Source organism: Streptomyces lavendofoliae, assembly GCF_014649735.1.
GTDB lineage: Bacteria > Actinomycetota > Actinomycetes > Streptomycetales > Streptomycetaceae > Streptomyces > Streptomyces lavendofoliae.
Genome location: NZ_BMTP01000004.1, coordinates 251,388 through 267,046 on the forward strand (window position 1 = coordinate 251,388; position 15,659 = coordinate 267,046).

9 protein-coding genes are annotated in these 15,659 nt (G+C 73.0%); 5 read left to right on the plus strand and 4 right to left on the minus strand.

The features are described 5' to 3' along the window. The first annotated feature begins 5 nt into the window (after positions 1 to 5). The 3 genes from IE109_RS09655 to IE109_RS09665 all read left to right on the plus strand — a co-directional run bounded on the left by IE109_RS09655 (position 6) and on the right by IE109_RS09665 (position 6,325). Positions 6 to 2,585: a bifunctional FO biosynthesis protein CofGH gene (locus tag IE109_RS09655; protein ID WP_189550366.1), complete on the plus strand. Its 2,580-nt coding sequence runs from the start codon at positions 6 to 8 to the stop codon at positions 2,583 to 2,585. A 49-nt stretch (positions 2,586 to 2,634) separates the two neighbouring features. Then, positions 2,635 to 5,100 (plus strand): tetratricopeptide repeat protein, encoded by a 2,466-nt coding sequence (locus tag IE109_RS09660; protein ID WP_189550367.1) that lies wholly within the window; start codon positions 2,635 to 2,637, stop codon positions 5,098 to 5,100. Between the two features lie 103 nt (positions 5,101 to 5,203). Continuing rightward, positions 5,204 to 6,325 carry an ADP-ribosylglycohydrolase family protein gene (locus IE109_RS09665; protein ID WP_189550368.1) on the plus strand — a complete coding sequence of 374 codons (1,122 nt, stop codon included), beginning with the start codon at positions 5,204 to 5,206 and terminating at the stop codon, positions 6,323 to 6,325. On the opposite strand, the gene IE109_RS09670 is transcribed toward IE109_RS09665, so the two are convergent. The 4 genes from IE109_RS09670 to IE109_RS09685 all read right to left on the minus strand — a co-directional run bounded on the left by IE109_RS09670 (position 6,310) and on the right by IE109_RS09685 (position 10,904). Next, positions 6,310 to 7,830 carry a sodium:solute symporter family protein gene (locus IE109_RS09670; protein WP_189550369.1) on the minus strand — a complete coding sequence of 507 codons (1,521 nt, stop codon included), beginning with the start codon at positions 7,828 to 7,830 and terminating at the stop codon, positions 6,310 to 6,312. The genes IE109_RS09665 and IE109_RS09670 overlap by 16 nt on opposite strands. Positions 7,831 to 8,550: 720 nt before the next feature. Beyond that, complete coding sequence (locus tag IE109_RS09675) at positions 8,551 to 8,751, minus strand: DUF397 domain-containing protein (protein WP_189550370.1); 201 nt, start codon at positions 8,749 to 8,751, stop codon at positions 8,551 to 8,553. Positions 8,752 to 9,006: 255 nt separating this feature from the next. Further along, complete coding sequence (locus tag IE109_RS09680; RefSeq protein WP_189550371.1) at positions 9,007 to 9,873, minus strand: helix-turn-helix domain-containing protein; 867 nt, start codon at positions 9,871 to 9,873, stop codon at positions 9,007 to 9,009. A 296-nt stretch (positions 9,874 to 10,169) separates the two neighbouring features. Beyond that, a complete protein-coding gene (locus IE109_RS09685) occupies positions 10,170 to 10,904 on the minus strand; it encodes a GOLPH3/VPS74 family protein (RefSeq protein ID WP_189550372.1) in 735 nt (244 codons plus the stop codon). Positions 10,905 to 11,083: 179 nt separating this feature from the next. Between IE109_RS09685 and IE109_RS09690 the strand changes: the two genes are divergently transcribed. Beyond that, positions 11,084 to 13,480: a D-alanyl-D-alanine carboxypeptidase family protein gene (locus IE109_RS09690; protein WP_229890825.1), complete on the plus strand. Its 2,397-nt coding sequence runs from the start codon at positions 11,084 to 11,086 to the stop codon at positions 13,478 to 13,480. Between the two features lie 144 nt (positions 13,481 to 13,624). Beyond that, positions 13,625 to 15,631, plus strand: a complete 2,007-nt coding sequence (locus IE109_RS09695) for a DUF8823 domain-containing protein (protein ID WP_189550374.1) — start codon at positions 13,625 to 13,627, stop codon at positions 15,629 to 15,631. The last annotated feature ends 28 nt before the right edge of the window (positions 15,632 to 15,659 follow it).

Sequence of the window (15,659 nt, forward strand, 5' to 3'; positions counted from 1 at the left end):
GGGCCATGACCGATGACCAGCCCGGACGTCCCACCGCCAACGCCATGCGACGCGCCCTGAAGCGGGCCAGGGACGGGGTGGCGCTGGACGTCACCGAGGCCGCCGTCCTGCTCCGGGCGCGGGGCGCGGACCTGGAGGACCTGGCCGCGTCGGCCGGGCGGGTGCGGGACGCCGGGCTGGCGGCGGCGGGGCGGCCCGGCGTCATCACGTACTCGAAGAGCGTGTTCGTCCCCCTCACCCGGCTGTGCCGGGACACGTGCCACTACTGCACGTTCGTCACCGTGCCCGGCAAGCTGCGGCGCGCCGGGCACGGGATGTTCATGTCACCCGACGAGGTGCTGGACATCGCGCGCCGGGGCGCCGCGCTCGGCTGCAAGGAAGCGCTGATCACCCTGGGCGACAAGCCCGAGGACCGCTGGCCCGAGGCGCGGGAGTGGCTGGACGCGCACGGCTACGACGACACGATCGCGTACGTGCGCGCCATGGCGATCCGCGTCCTGGAGGAGACCGGGCTGCTGCCCCACCTCAACCCCGGCGTGCTGTCGTGGACCGACTTCCAGCGGCTGAAGCCCGTCGCGCCGTCCATGGGCATGATGCTGGAGACGACGGCGACCCGCCTGTGGTCCGAGCCCGGTGGCCCCCACCACGGCTCGCCCGACAAGGAGCCCGCCGTGCGGCTGCGGGTGCTGGAGGACGCGGGCCGCTCGTCGGTGCCGTTCACCAGCGGGCTGCTCATCGGGATCGGCGAGACGTACGAGGAGCGGGCGGAGTCGCTGTTCGCGCTGCGCCGGGTGGCGCGGGCGTACCACGGCATCCAGGAGCTGATCATCCAGAACTTCCGCGCCAAGCCGGACACGGCGATGCGGGGCATGCCGGACGCCGACCTGGACGACCTCGTCGCCACCGTCGCCGTCGCCCGGCACATCATGGGCCCCTCCGCCTGCCTCCAGGCTCCGCCGAACCTGGTCGACGGGGAGTACGGGCGGCTGATCGCGGCGGGCATCGACGACTGGGGCGGGGTGTCACCCGTCACCATCGACCACGTCAACCCCGAGCGCCCCTGGCCGGCGATCGAGGCGCTGGCGGAGAAGTCGGCCGCCGCCGGGTTCGCACTGCGCGAACGGCTGTGCGTCTACCCCGAGTTCGTGACGCGCGGCGAGCCCTGGCTCGACCCGCGCCTGCTGCCGCACGTCCGCGCGCTCGCCGACCCGGAGACCGGCCTCGCCGACCCGGACGCGCCGGTGCGGGGCCTGCCGTGGCAGGAGCCCGACGAGGGCTTCACCACCACCGGCCGCACCGACCTGCACCGCACCATCGACACCACCGGCCGCACCACCGACCGGCGCGACGACTTCGACGAGGTGTACGGCGACTGGGAGGCGCTGCGGGAGGCCGCCGCACCCGGCATGGTGCCGCAGCGCATCGACACCGACGTACGCGAGGCCCTCGCGGTCGCCGCCGGCGACCCGACCCGCCTCACCGACGACCAGGCCCTCGCCCTGCTGCACGCCGACGGGCCGGCGCTGGACGCACTGTGCCGGATCGCCGACGACATCCGCCGGGACGCAGTCGGCGACGACGTGACGTACATCGTCACCCGCAACATCAACTTCACCAACGTCTGTTACACCGGCTGCCGGTTCTGCGCCTTCGCCCAGCGCCGCACCGACGCCGACGCCTACACCCTGTCCCTGGACCAGGTCGCCGACCGCGCCCAGCAGGCGTGGGACGTCGGCGCGGTCGAGGTCTGCATGCAGGGCGGCATCCACCCGGACCTGCCGGGCACGGCGTACTTCGACATCGCCCGCGCCGTGAAGGCCCGCGTCCCCGGCATCCACGTGCACGCCTTCTCGCCGATGGAGGTCGTCAACGGCGCCACGCGCACCGGCCTGTCGATCCGCGAGTGGCTGACGGCGGCCAAGGAGGCCGGACTGGACTCCATCCCCGGCACCGCCGCCGAGATCCTCGACGACGAGGTGCGCTGGGTCCTCACCAAGGGCAAGCTGCCGGCGGCGACCTGGACCGAGGTGGTGCGGACCGCGCACGAGCTGGGCATCCGCTCGTCCTCGACGATGATGTACGGCCATGTCGACCAGCCCCGCCACTGGCTCGGCCACTTCCGCACGCTCGTGGAGATCCAGCGGGAGACCGGCGGCTTCACCGAGTTCGTCACCCTGCCCTTCATCCACACCAACGCCCCCGTCTACCTCGCGGGCATCGCCCGCCCCGGCCCCACCACCCGCGACAACCGGGCCGTCACCGCCATGGCCCGCGTCCTGCTCCACCCGTACATCCCCCACATCCAGACGAGCTGGGTGAAGCTCGGCACCGAGGGCGCCGCCGAGATGCTCCGCTCCGGCGCCGACGACCTGGGCGGCACCCTCATGGAGGAGACCATCTCCCGTATGGCGGGCTCCGGTTACGGCTCGTACCGCTCGGTCAAGGACCTGGTCGCCATCGCCGAGGCCGCCGGCCGCCCGGCCCGGCCCCGCACCACCCTGTACGGCGAGGTTCCCGAGGAGCGGCGGCGGGCGGCGGCGGCGTCCGACGGGCACCTCCCCGAACTGCTGCCCGTACTGGAGTGAACTTTGCGAGACTGACCCCATGGCCAGGGGCTCCCGATCCAGACCGTCGATGTCGCAGCTGCTCCAGCAGCACCAGCGGGCCGGGTTCGTCGGTCGGCAGCGCGAACTGTCCCTGTTCACGGGCAACTTCGCCGTGCCACCGGAGGACCCCGGGCACCGGTTCGTCTTCCATGTGCGCGGCATGGCGGGGGTCGGCAAGACCACGCTGGTCCGGCGGCTGGAGGAAGCCGCGCGCGAACACGGCGCGCTGACCGCGTACGCCGACGAGACCGCGCACGACGTCCCCGCCGTGATGGCGGCGATCAGCGGCTGCCTGGACCGGCAGGGGCACCCGCTCAAGGCGCTGGACCGCCGGCTCGCCGCCTACCACCGCTCCCGCCACGAGGCCGAACTCGCCGCGCTCGCCGCACCGGAGGAGGGCCCGCCGGGCGGCGCCGCCGTCCCGCCCGGCCCGCCAGGTGGCGCGCCCGGCGTTCCGGCCGGTCCGTCGGCCGGCAGCCTGGCCGCCGCGCAGGCCGGCCTGATCGGCGTCGGCATGCTGCCGGTCGTCGGGGCCTTCGCCGGCGGCGTCGACCCCGCGCTCGTGGCCCGGGGCGCCGACCGGCTGCGGGCGTCGCTCGGCCCGCGATCCCGGTCGCGCGCCGCCGACGACACCCGGCTCGCCCTCGACCCGGTACCGGTCCTCGCCCCGCTGCTGGTCGCCGAACTGAACCGGGTCGCCGGGAGCGTCCCGTGGATCGCGCTCTTCCTCGACACCTACGAACGCACCGGACCGGTCCTCGACACCTGGCTGCCGGACCTGATCGCGGGCGAGCGGTACGGCCCGCTGCCGGGGAACACCGTCCTCACCCTGGCCGGGCGCGACCGCCTGGACCCCGGCCGCTGGGCGCGGCTGTCCCACGCCGTGCGGGACCTGCCGCTGGAGCCCTTCACCGAACCGGAGACGCGGCACCTGCTGACGGCACGGGGCGTCGTCGACGAACCGGTCGTCCAGGACGTCCTGCGCCTGTCCGGCGGCCTCCCGGTCCTGGTCTCCACCCTGGCCCAGCACCCGGGCGAGCCGAACAGCGCGGGCGCCACCGCCGTCGACCGGTTCCTGAGGTGGGAGGACGACCCGGCCCGCCGCGCCGCCGCGCTCGCCTGCGCGCTGCCCCGCCGGCTGAACGAGGACGTCTTCGCGGTGGCCGTCCCCGGCGGCACGGACCCGGCGGAGCTGTACGGGTGGCTGCGCACCCTGCCGTTCGTGGGCGAGCGCGACGACCACGCCCAGTACCACGACGTCGTGCGCGCCCCCATGCTGCGCCTCCAGCGGACCGGCTCCCCGCAGCGCTGGCGCGAGGCGCACACCCGGCTCGCCGACGCCTACGCGGCGTGGGCGGCGGCGGCCGGGCGGGGCGTGGCCGCGTACGAGCGGTGGGAGCACGAGGACTGGCGCGCCCTGCGGCTGGAGGAGCTGTACCACCGGCTGTGCGCCGACCCGCGCACGGCGGTCGAGGACGCGGTGCGCGACGGGATCGGGGCGTGCCACGAGGGTCCGGTCCAGGCCCGCCGCTGGGCGCGGACGCTCGCCGAGGCGGGCGAGGACACCGGCGACGCGGCCGCGCACCGTCTCGGCGCGGCCTGCCTGGAGGCGCTGGACGACCCGGCCCGGTCGGTCGTCGGCGTACTGGACCTGCTGGTCGCCGGCGCCCGTGCCGACGACCGCGCGTACGCCCTGACCTCCCGCGGCCGGGCGCTGCACGACGCGGGCCGGTACGACGAGGCGCTCGCCGACTTCGACCGGGCGATCGGCCTCGGCGCCTCCGCCCGGGCGTACACCGGGCGGGCCCTGGCCCACCGCGCGCGCGGTGACTTCGACCGGGCCCTGGAGGACCACGACCGGGCCGTCGAAGCGGCGGTGACCCCGGTGCGTCCCCTCGCCCACCGGGGCGAGACGTACCGCAGGACGGGCCGGTACGCCGAGGCCCTCGCGGACCTGGACCGGGTGGTCGCGCTGGACCCGGCATGGGTGTGGCCCCGGGCGAGCCGCGCCCAGGTCCGGCACGCCCTGGGCCGGCCCGCCGAGGCGCTGGCGGACCTGGACATCGCCCTGAGCCTGGACCCGGACCACCGCTGGAGCCGGGTGCGCAGGGCGCAGGTCCGCCGCGCGCTGGGCGACGTGGCGGGCGCGCTGCGCGACCTGGACCACGCGCGGGCCCTCGCCCCGGCCGACCCCTGGATCCTGGGCGAACGGGGCGAGGCGCTGCGGGCGTCGGGGCGCCACGCGGACGCAGTGGCCGCGTACACCCGGGCCCTGGACCTCGATCCCGGCTACGCCTGGGCGCTGGGCAGCCGCGCGCTCGCCCACGAGGCGCTGGGCGACACGGCGGAGGCGCTGGCGGACCTGGACCGGGCGCTGGCGATGGACCCGCGCTACGTGTGGGCCGCCGAGCAGCGCGAGCGCATCGCCACCGCCGCCGCGCTCGCCGGGAGCAACGCGGAACCGGGGCCGAACAACGAGCAAAACCCCACCTGACGGGCGTCCGCACCCATAACACTCCGGGCCCGGGGCGCCCCGTTTCCTTCGATTACAGTGCTGCGCGCCGGACGTACGACGACGGGCGAGGGAGGGACGCGAGGTGAGTGCAGCAGCCGCGGCTGTCTGGGGCCGGGCCGAGCAGCAGGACTTCCGCGCCCGGGTGCGGGGCTGTCTCCTGGGCGCCGCGATCGGGGACGCCCTCGGGGCGGGGGTCTCCGCGCTGTCCGTCGAGGCGATCCGGGCGGCGCACGGGCCGGACGGGCCTGCGGACCTGGCGCCCGCGTACGGGCGGCGCGGGGCCGTGACGTCCGCGACCCAGCTGTCGCTGTTCACCGTGGACGGCCTGATACGCGCCCAGGTGCGCCGCGACACCGGCGCCTGGCACCCGCCCACCGACGTGCACCGCGCCCATCTGCGGTGGGCCGCCACCCAGCGCGACTGGGGTCCGGACGAGCGCCGCAAGGACAACGGCTGGCTGGCCTGCGAGGAGTGGCTGTACGCCCGCCGCGGCCCCGCGCTCGCCACCCTCACCGGGCTGGGCGACGAGATCCTCGGCACCCTCGACCGACCGAAGAACCCGACCGCCCGGGACGCCGGCGCCCTTGTGCGGTCCGCCCCCTACGGGCTGCTCGTCGGCTGGGAACCGCAGCTGGTGTGCCAGCTGGCCGTCGAGTGCGCGGTGCAGACCCACGGGCACCCCACCGCCTACCTGTCGGCCGGTGCCTTCGCCGTCGTCGTCCACGGCCTGGCGCGCGGCGAGTCCGTCGACGGCTCGGTGCAGCGGGCGCTCGCCCTGCTGGCGGCCCGCCCCGGCCACGAGCCGGTCAGCGAGGCGCTGAAGCACGCCCTCGGCGCCGTACGCCAGGGCATCCCCGGCCCCGCCAGGATCGCCTCGCTGGGGGACACCGACGGGGAGCACGCCGAGGACGCCCTGGCCATCGCGGTCTACTGCGCGCTCGTCGGCGAGGACGTGCGGCACGGGCTGCGCCTCGCGGTGAACCACGACGGCCCGTCGGAGACCACCGGCACCCTCACCGGCGCGCTGCTCGGCGCCCTGCACGGCGAGACCGCCCTCCCGCCGGCCTGGCTGGCCGAGCTGGAGGGGCGGCCCACGATCCTGGAGCTGGCGGACGACTTCGCCATGGAGATGACGCAGGGCCCGGCCCTGCACAGCCCGGCCGCCTCCGCGCCGGGCTGGCTGGCCCGCTACCCCAGGGGCTGACGCGCGGGGGCCGCCGCCGGGCTGCCGTCGTCGGAGTGCAGCTTGTCCAGCACCGCGTCCCGTTCCGGGGTGTCCTCCGGCTTGACGAAGCCGATGACCACGTACAGGACCAGCGAGGTCGCCAGTGGCGAGACGATCTGGATCTGGAGCTCGACGCCGTCGAGGCCGTAGTTCGTCAGCCAGAACGCGAACAGTCCGGCCGCCCACGACACCAGCGCCGCCGTCGGCCCGGACCTGCGGAACGACCGCAGCAGGCCGAGCATGAACGGGATGGCGATGGGCCCCATCAGACCGGCCACCCACTTGATGACGACGGTGATGATGTCCTTAAACGCGGGGGAGTTGACCTGCGTGGCGACCGCCATGGACAGGGCGAGGAACGCGACGGTGGACCAGCGGGCCGCCAGCAGCCCCGCCCGGTGCGACCAGCCACGTGCCGACTTGCTCAGCGCCGGGGCGATGTCACGGGTGAAGACGGCGGCGATGGCGTTGGCGTCGGAGGAGCACATGGCCATGGTGTGGGAGAAGAAGCCGACGATGACCAGACCCAGCAGTCCGTGCGGCAGCAGCTGTTCCGTCATCAGCGCGTAGGAGTCGGAGGCGTCCGGCTTCTCGGGCTTCACCAGCAGCGGGGCGCACCACATCGGGAAGAACAGCACCAGCGGCCAGACGAACCACAGCAGCGCCGACAGCCGCCCGGAGCGGGTGGCCTCCCGGGCGGTGGGCGTGGCCATGTACCGCTGCGCCTGGTTCCACATGCCGCCGCTGTACTCGAAGGTCTTGATGAAGAGGTACGCGAGGAGGAAGGTCACCGTGTACGGGCCGGCGGTCGGCTCGGTGTGCCCCTGGAGCTCGGGCCGGTCCCACACGGTCCACAGCGCGCTGAAGCCGCCGAGCTTCGCCATGACGGCGACGAGCATCGCGACACCGGCGAACAACTGGATGATGAACTGCCCGAGTTCGGTCAGGGCGTCGGCCCACAGCCCGCCGACGGTGCAGTAGATGCCGGTGATGACACCGGTGATGAGGATGCCCTGGTTGAGCGAGATCCCGGTGAACACGGACAACAGGGTGGCGATGGCCGCCCACTTGGCCCCGACGTCGACGATCTTCAGCAGCACGCCGGACCAGGCGAGGGCCTGCTGGGTGGGCAGGTCGTAACGGTTCTTCAGGTACTCCAGCGGCGAGGCCACGTGCAGGCGCGAGCGCAGGCGGTTGAGCCGGGGCGCGAAGAGGTGGGCACCGATGGCGATGCCGATGGCGATGGGGAAGGACCAGGTGACGTAGGACGTGACGCCGTACGTGTAGGCGATGCCCGCGTAACCGGTGAACATCACCGCGCTGTAGCCGGACATGTGGTGGGAGATGCCCGACAGCCACCACGGCATCCTGCCGCCCGCGGTGAAGAAGTCGCTGACGTTGTCGACGCGTTTGTGCGACCAGACGCCGATCGCGACCATCACACCGAAGTAGCCGATGAGCACGGCCCAGTCGAGACTGTTCATGTGCCCCCTCCAGGGGTCCGCCTTGTGAACGTCGAAGCGCGTCGTCAGTACGTCCGGTCAGCGGCGCCCCCGTGCGGGAGCGGGGACTTCGGGGATTGAACCGTCAGTTCGGGCGGACGGTCAAGGGTTCGATTGGTCACGAATATGAACGCAGATCAGAACGTCGAACGTTTTTACTCGTTCTTGACCTTCCGGCCCGTTGTCGCGCCCGTGATGGCGGCCACACGATGATCGGGCGCTTCGTCAGGTCCGTACGCCACGCCACACGACACAGCGACCGCACGGGACGCGGGTCCCGTGCGGTCGGCGAAGGGAGGGGTCGCCACGGCGCATCACAGGGGCACCGCCACGCTGTTCGCCGGTACTGCCGGTACTGCCGGTACAGCCGGTACTGCCGGTACAGCCCGGGGGTCACCACCCCGTCGGCTCGTCCGTGTCGTCCGCGTTCCCGTGTCGACCGCCGGCGGCCGGCCTCGCGCGGGGTCCGTCCCCGCCGGGCGGCGCGCTGTCGCCCCACATCCGCTACGGCCCCCGGCGTGCCCGCCGGCGAGTGCCCCGCGTACCGGCGCCTGTCCGTCGGCGGCGCCCCCGGGGAGCGGGAGCCTCACCCCCCGGGGTCGCTGCCCGCCGTCCGCGGAGGCGGCGGCAGCACATGACCGAGCCCCCTCGGCCGGGACGGCGGACCAGTCGAGAGGGCTCATCGGTGACGCGTGGGAAGGCTCAGAGGGCTCCCGTGCCCACTTCGCGCACGAACGCGTTCCATGTCTCGGGGACGAACGTGATCGACGGACCGGCGGGGACCTTCGAGTCCCGAACCGCGATCGACGCGACGACGGGGGACTTGACCTCGACGCACGCGCCGTTCCCGCCGGAATACGAGGACTTGGTCCAGGTGTCCGTGGCGCCCTGAATGATTGCCATCTTCTCCGCTCCGGTTCTCGACAGTGACAGCAGTGACTCACACCGGCCTGACCTGCAGGCTGGCGTGATCGACGCTACTCGTCGGGATCTCCGCGCGGGACGGACGTTCACTCGACTGGATGGCATATTCCATGCGGGTCTTCCGCTGGAAGCCGGCCGGGGTGTACCGTACCGGCTTCTTCCCCGGCGGGCCGGGCGAACCCCCGCTATCACGGGCGAAACCGGCATGCGCGAAGGATCGTTACGAAAGCCGCGTCAACGTGTCGCGTCCGTGTAGTCCTTGATGACCTCGCCGATGAACTGCCGCGTCTGCTCCACGTTCAGCGCCTGAGCCCGCAGGTGCTCGTACATCACGCTGTACCGCTGCACGTCGTTCGCCTTCTCCAGGTACAGGTCACTGGTGACCCCCTCGATGTAGACGACCGAGGAGTCGGAGGCGTCCGGGAACTCCAGGATCGCGTAATGACCGCTGATGCCGGGGTGCGCGCCCATGTCGAACGGCAGCACCTGCACGGTGACGTGCGGCAGGTGGGACTGCTCGACCAGGTGCTCCAACTGCTCGATCATCAGCTGCCGGTCGCCGACCACCCGGCGCAGGGCCGACTCGTCGATCACCGCCCACAGCCGCAGAGGCGTCTCCGCGTCCCGGATGCGCTCCTGGCGCCGCGCGCGGACGTTGACCCGCTTCTCGATGTCGGCGGCCGACGACTCCGGCAGCGCGCCGGTGATCAGCGCCTCGGCGTACTGCCGGGTCTGGAGCAGACCCGGCACGACCTGGGGCTCGTACACCCGCAGCGATGCCGCGTCCGTCTCCAGGCCGATGTAGACGCTGTACGGGATGTCTCCGAACGCGTGCCACCAGCCCTGCTGGCGCGAGTCCTTCGCCATCTGCATCAGCGAATCGACGATACGGTGGTCCTCGACCTCGTACACCCCGCACAAGTCACGGACATCGCGCTGGCTGATGGACCGGCGGCCGTTCTCAAGGCGGCTGATCTTCGACTGCGAGACGAGCAGGCGCTCCGCCACCTCCTCCGCCGTCATGCCCTTGAGCTCACGCAGCCGGCGCAACTCCTGGCCCAATCTGCGTCGCCTGACGGTGGGGTTGACGTTGGACGCCACGGGAAACTGCACCTCCGGCTGTTCGGCTGCATAGCTGGCGTAGCTCTGCGTATCTACTGCTCAGCAGACTGCCACCAATGGGCTTTGCGCGCTGGAAAACGGCCACACGCGCCCCACGCCGTACTCACGTGCGGGCACGCGAGCGCGCGGGGCGGCATGATGACCGCCCCGCGCGCGATGCGGCTCCCGAACCGGGCCGTGGGGTGTGTTGCCTGGTGCTCGTGCGGTGCGCGTGCCCAGCCTTGCTCATGGGGTTTCGGGGTCCCTGCGGTTCCCCTAGGTGGCCCGCGTGCCGCTCAGTGCGCCACGGCGCGGGCCATCGGCCCGCTGCGTGACTGCGGCTGCATCGGTACGGCCGTGGCCGGGCGGCCACCACCTCCCGTGCCGGGGTTGCGGCGGGGCTGTGCGCCCACGCCGTTCTGGACGTCCATCACGGCGTGTGCCACGAGTCCGCCCATCGGGTCGTGCCGGATCAGATCCCGGAGCCGGGAGCGCGAGGAACGCCCCTCGTTGCCGGGATAGAGGTGCTTGCCTAGACCGACCGCGTGGGCCAGCGCGGCGAGCGCCGCGGTCCGCGGGTCCGGCGGTACACCGGTGCGGATCGCACTGTCGAGCCGGGCTCTGATCTCCCGGCTGATCGCCGTCTCCGTCGCCTGGTAGCGCGTCGTCGGCAGCACCCCGCACATCTGGCCCTCGACGGCATGCACCATGCCGCACCGTTCCAGATGCGAGAGATACGTCTGGCGCAGCCCCAGTCGGGGCCCGCCGATCCAGTGGACGGCCCGCACCGGACTGCCACGCCTGCGCAGCAGCTCGAGCGCGGAGTCCAGTGTCGGATCTCCGGTCGGCCGTGGCATCACCACGGCGATACGATCCCCGTCAGGGGCTATCCGTCCTGCCAGAGCCAGCTCCACTAGCTGTGCTCCGGCCAGGCCGAGGTCGAGCGACTGCGGCTGCGCTGTGGTACCCGTGGCCGGGTCCAGAGCGAGCAGCAGAAGCTCCTCCGGAAGTGTTCTGCGGCTCCTGCCCATCCATGCCTCCCCGCGTGGATGAATGACAGGGTGACCCCTCTCACATTGGTCTGTCGAGAGCGCCTGGGTGCTTCGGGCGGGAACCGGTAGGTATGTCGTTCTCGTCTTGCACGGGAGCCAAGCGCTCACACAGGACACTGGTACATGGTTCGGGCAGTGCGTTGATTGAAGGAGGCACGGTGGCGGGCGAGTCCCCCGACAAGTCGGAGCAGCAGAAGTCGTCGGGGGAGACGGCTTCGGGCGAGCGCGATCCGAGGCTTGCCGTACGTGGTGACACCGCGTCGCCGGACGGGGACGCGAAGCGGCCGGTCGACCAGCCGGCAGCGGTGTTCAAGGCGGTCCCGAACGACCGTGACGGCGACGCCCGTCTCCGGGACGCCGTCGCGGCCTGGGTCACCAAGGGGGACGAGCCGGACGAGTCTGACGAGTCTGACGAGTCGGTGGGGCCGGCCGGGTCGGGTAAGCCGGTGGGTTCGGGCGGGTCCGGCGAGTCGGGTACGTCCGGTGAGGCGGCGGGTTCGGCCGAGCCGAAGCGGTCGGGTACGTCCGGTGAGCCGGTGAAGCCGGGCGGAAACGACCCTGCTGCCTCCGAGGACGCGGTTTCCGAGGCTGTCGAGCCGGCGGCCGAGCCTGTGAAGTCCGTCGAGCCGGCTGCCGCTGCCCTGGAGCCCGGCCGGTCACCTGCGAAGGGTGCGGTGCCGGCCGCCGAGCGCCCGGCGGACGCGGACGAGGCGGACGATGTGCCCGCGCCGGCGGCGGAGGCGGCTACCGAGGCCCCTGAGGCCCCTGAGGCCCCTGAGGCGCCCGAGCCCGCCGCCGGGGCCGGTGAGGCCGCCGCGAAGGGCACCGACGCCCCCGCCGACGCCCCCGCCCCCGCCGAGGCCGGCGAGCCCGCGAAGGAGGGCGCGCGCCGGCCCGTGGACCAGCCCACCGCCGTGTTCAGAGCCGTCCAGCGCAAGCCCGTGGACCAGCCGACGACCGCGCTGAAGGCCGTCACGCCCAAGGCGACGCCCGGCGGGGCTGCCGGAACGACCGACGCCGCCGGAACGGCCGACGCGGCCGAGTCCCCCGCCGAGCGGACGAGCAAGTTCGTGCCGCTGCGCCCCGACGACGTGCGCCCGGCCGGGAAGAAGCCCGGAGCGACGGCGCCCGCGCCCGCCGCCACGCCCGCGACGCCCGCCGCCACGCCCGCCGCGACGCCCGCCACGCCCGCGACGCCCGCCGCGACGCCCGCCGCGTCGGCGGCGCCCGCCGCGCTCACCGAGCCCGAGCGGACCAGGCAGCAGCCCCTGCCGCCCCGGCCTCCGCTGGACATGCTCGCCGAGCTGACGAACACGCCGCCCCCGCCGGAGACCCCGGTCCGCACGGCGGTCCGGCGCGTCAAGATCTGGACCCCGCTCGTCCTCCTCCTGGCGATCATCTTTGCGATCGTGCAGTTCGTGCGCCCGCTGCCCGCGCCCACGCTGGTGATGACCGCCAAGTCGTCGTACGCCTTCGACGGGGGCAAGCCGTCCCTGCCGTGGCCCAACGAGGGCCAGGGCTACATGTCGGCGACCGGCCTCGGCACCGTGGACTCCTTCGGCGAGCAGAAGCCCGTACCGATCGGCTCCGTCGCGAAGGCCATGACGGCCTACGTGATCCTCAAGGAGCACCCCCTGAAGAAGGGGTCCAAGGGCGAGATGATCGAGGTCGACGCCCTCGCGGAGAAGGAGGGTGGCTACGACGCGCAGAACGAGTCGACCCTCAACACGGTCAAGGCCGGCGACAAGATCTCCGAGTACGACGCCCTCGCCGCCATCATGATCCCCTCCGCCAACAACATCGCCCGGCTGCTCGCCCGCTGGGACGCCGGCTCCGAGGCCGCGTTCGTCAAGAAGATGAACGACACCGCCAAGGAACTGGGGATGAAGAACACCACGTACACCGATCCCTCGGGCCTGAACCACACCACCGTCAGCTCCGCCGAGGACCAGGTGAAGCTGGGCGAGAAGCTGGTGGAGATCCCGTCGCTGGTGGAGATCACCGCCATGCCGTGGTGGACGGACCCGTCCGGCAAGAAGTGGCGCAACTACAACGACCTCGTGCCGTACGACGGGGCGCTGGGGATCAAGACCGGCAGCACCACCAAGGCGGGCGGCAACCTGCTCTTCGCCGCGCACAAGAAGGTCGGTGACACGGACCAGCTGATCGTCGGCGCCGTCCTCGCCCAGTACAAGACGCCCATCCTGGGCAGCGCGATCGCCGCCAGCAAGGAGGCGATGCTCGCCACGCAGGAGTTGCTGGAGGACCGGACGGTCGTCAAGAAGGGTGATGTCGTCGGGCACGTCGACGACGGCCTCGGCGGTACGACACCGGTGGTCGCGACCAAGGACGTGAAGGTCGTCGGCTGGTCGGGCCTGACGGTCAGGCTGGAGCTGGGCAACGGCGGCCGCGCGCTGCCCCACTCGGCGCCCGCCGGCACGCAGGTCGGCACCCTGACCGTGGGCGAGGGTGCCAGCCAGGTCCGGGTCCCGGTGGCCCTGCGGAGCGCCCTGGCCGAACCCGGCCTCGGGGACAAGCTCACCCGTATCGGCTGAAATCTCCCTGGGCGCCCCGGTTTTCCGGGGCGCCCCCGTGTTAGCGTCCGGACACGTCCGGGCAACGGACGACGCCGGAACGACGTCTTCGCAGACAGCACGTGGCAAGGGCGTGGGGGACGACGCAGAGAGCAGAGAGCCGCAGTGACCACCACTGAGCCGACCAGCGCTGAGCCGGCCCGCGCGGAGAGCGCCTCGACGTCTCGGGCGCGAATAAGGCCACCGGCTGCGGTGCCCGAGGTGCCAGGGGTACCGGAGGTGCCGGAGGTGCGCCGGGTGCCTGAGGTGGAAGAGATGCCCGGGACGGTTCCCGACGCATCGGACGCACTCGACGCACCCCCCGTACCCGGTGGCCCCGACCGCTCCACCGCCACGCCGCCCCCCGCCCCCGCCACACCCACCGCTCCCGTACCCGTGCCGGTACCGGCGCCGGTGCGCCGGAGCCGCACCCGGGCGGAGTTCCTGCGCCACCCCGTCACGGTCGCGACGGGGCTCGCCGCGCTCACCCACGTCGTCTGGTTCTTCGTCTTCGCCAACAGCGGCGGCGACCTCGCCGCGCAGGACGCGTGGGCCGAGTTCGTCGGGCGGCACCCGGACTCCGCGTACAACTTGGCCTGGTACGGCGGGATGCACCCGGTGTCGTACAGCGTGGTGTCCCCGTACCTGATGTCGCTGCTCGGCGTCCGTACGACGATGATGATCGCCGGTACGGCGTCCGCCGCGCTGACCGCGCTGATCCTGGTGCGCGTCCGGGCGGTGCGCAATGCGGTGGCGTGCTCGCTCGCCGGGGTGTTCGCGTTCCTGTGCAACGCGCTGTCCGGCCGCGTCACCTTCGGCCTCGGCATGATGTTCGCGCTGGGCGCGGTGGCGGCCGTGTTCTGCTGGCCGTACCGGTGGCGCCGGAAGCGGTGGGCCAAGGCCGCCGTGGCCGCCCCCCTCGCGGGGCTGGCGACCGCCGCGAGTCCGGTCGCCGGGCTGTTCCTGGGGGTGGCGGCGGCGGCGCTGTTCCTCAATAAGCGGCGTCCCGGAGCGTACGCGCTCGGCCTCGCGCCGGTCGCCGTCGTGGCCCTGTCGTCGTGGCTGTTCCCCTTCTCCGGTACGCAGCCGATGTCGTTCGCGTCGACGATGCTGCCGTTCGCCTTCGGGGTGCTCGTCCTCGTCCTCGTACCGCGTGACTGGCGCACCGTCCGGACCGCCGCGGCCGTCTACGCGCTCGGCACGCTCCTCACCTGGCTGATCGACTCGCAGATCGGGTCGAACGTGTCGCGGCTGCCCATGCTGTTCGCGGGCGTCGTCCTGCTGGCCGCCCTGCCGTACACCGCCCGCCGCACCCGCAGGTGGTACGCCCTGGTCCTCGCCTTCGCCGTACTGAACGTGTGGATCGGCTTCAAGAGCGCCGACGACATCGTCCGTACCGCGCCGGACGCGTCGTGGGCGCGTGAGGCCGCGCCGCTGATCAACCAGCTCCAGCAGCTGGGCGCGGAGAAGGCGCGGGTGGAGGTGGTCCCGGCGCGCAGCCACCGCGAGGCGTCGGCGCTGACCCCGTACATCAACCTCGCCCGCGGCTGGAACCGGCAGGCGGACATGGAGCGCAACCCCGTCTTCTACGACGACACCCTCAACTCCGCCACCTACCGCGACTGGCTGCACCGCTGGGCCGTGCACTACGTGGTGCTGCCGAAGGGCGACCCGGACACCGGGGCCGAGCAGGAGGCGGAACTGGTGAAGGACGGCCAGCCGTACCTGCGCCCGGTGTGGTCCGACGCCAACTGGCGGCTGTTCGCCGTGGAGGACCCCACGCCGCTGGCCGATCCGCCGGCGACGGTGGTCCGGGCGGGCGCGGGCGAGGTGACGATCCGGGTGCGGTCGGCCGGGCGGGTGCTGATCCGCGTGCCGTACTCGCCGTGGCTCGCGCTCCTGGACGAGGAGGGCAGGAAGGTGGAGCCGCCGCGGGAGACGACGGCCTCGCAGGAGCGCGAGGGCGGCCCCAGGACCTTCCTCAACCTGCACGGCTGCGTGCTGAAGGCGGAGGAGGACCGGGAGGGCGACGAGTGGACGGAGCTGCTCGCGCCGAAGCCGGGGGTGTACCGGCTGGCCGCACCGTACAAGATCTTCCCGCGTGGCACACCGTGCCCTGAGGAACTGCGCTGACCCTCACGGTTACCGGGAGTCGCGCCGC

Excerpts from the sequence above, each read along its gene's own strand:
- IE109_RS09655 (WP_189550366.1), top strand. The coding sequence starts at position 6 with ATGACCGATGACCAGCCCGGACGTCCCACCGCCAACGCCATGCGACGC.
- IE109_RS09660 (WP_189550367.1), top strand. The coding sequence starts at position 2,635 with ATGTCGCAGCTGCTCCAGCAGCACCAGCGGGCCGGGTTCGTCGGTCGG.
- IE109_RS09670 (WP_189550369.1), bottom strand. The coding sequence starts at position 7,830 with ATGAACAGTCTCGACTGGGCCGTGCTCATCGGCTACTTCGGTGTGATG.
- IE109_RS09675 (WP_189550370.1), bottom strand. The coding sequence starts at position 8,751 with ATGGCAATCATTCAGGGCGCCACGGACACCTGGACCAAGTCCTCGTAT.
- IE109_RS09685 (WP_189550372.1), bottom strand. The coding sequence starts at position 10,904 with ATGGGCAGGAGCCGCAGAACACTTCCGGAGGAGCTTCTGCTGCTCGCT.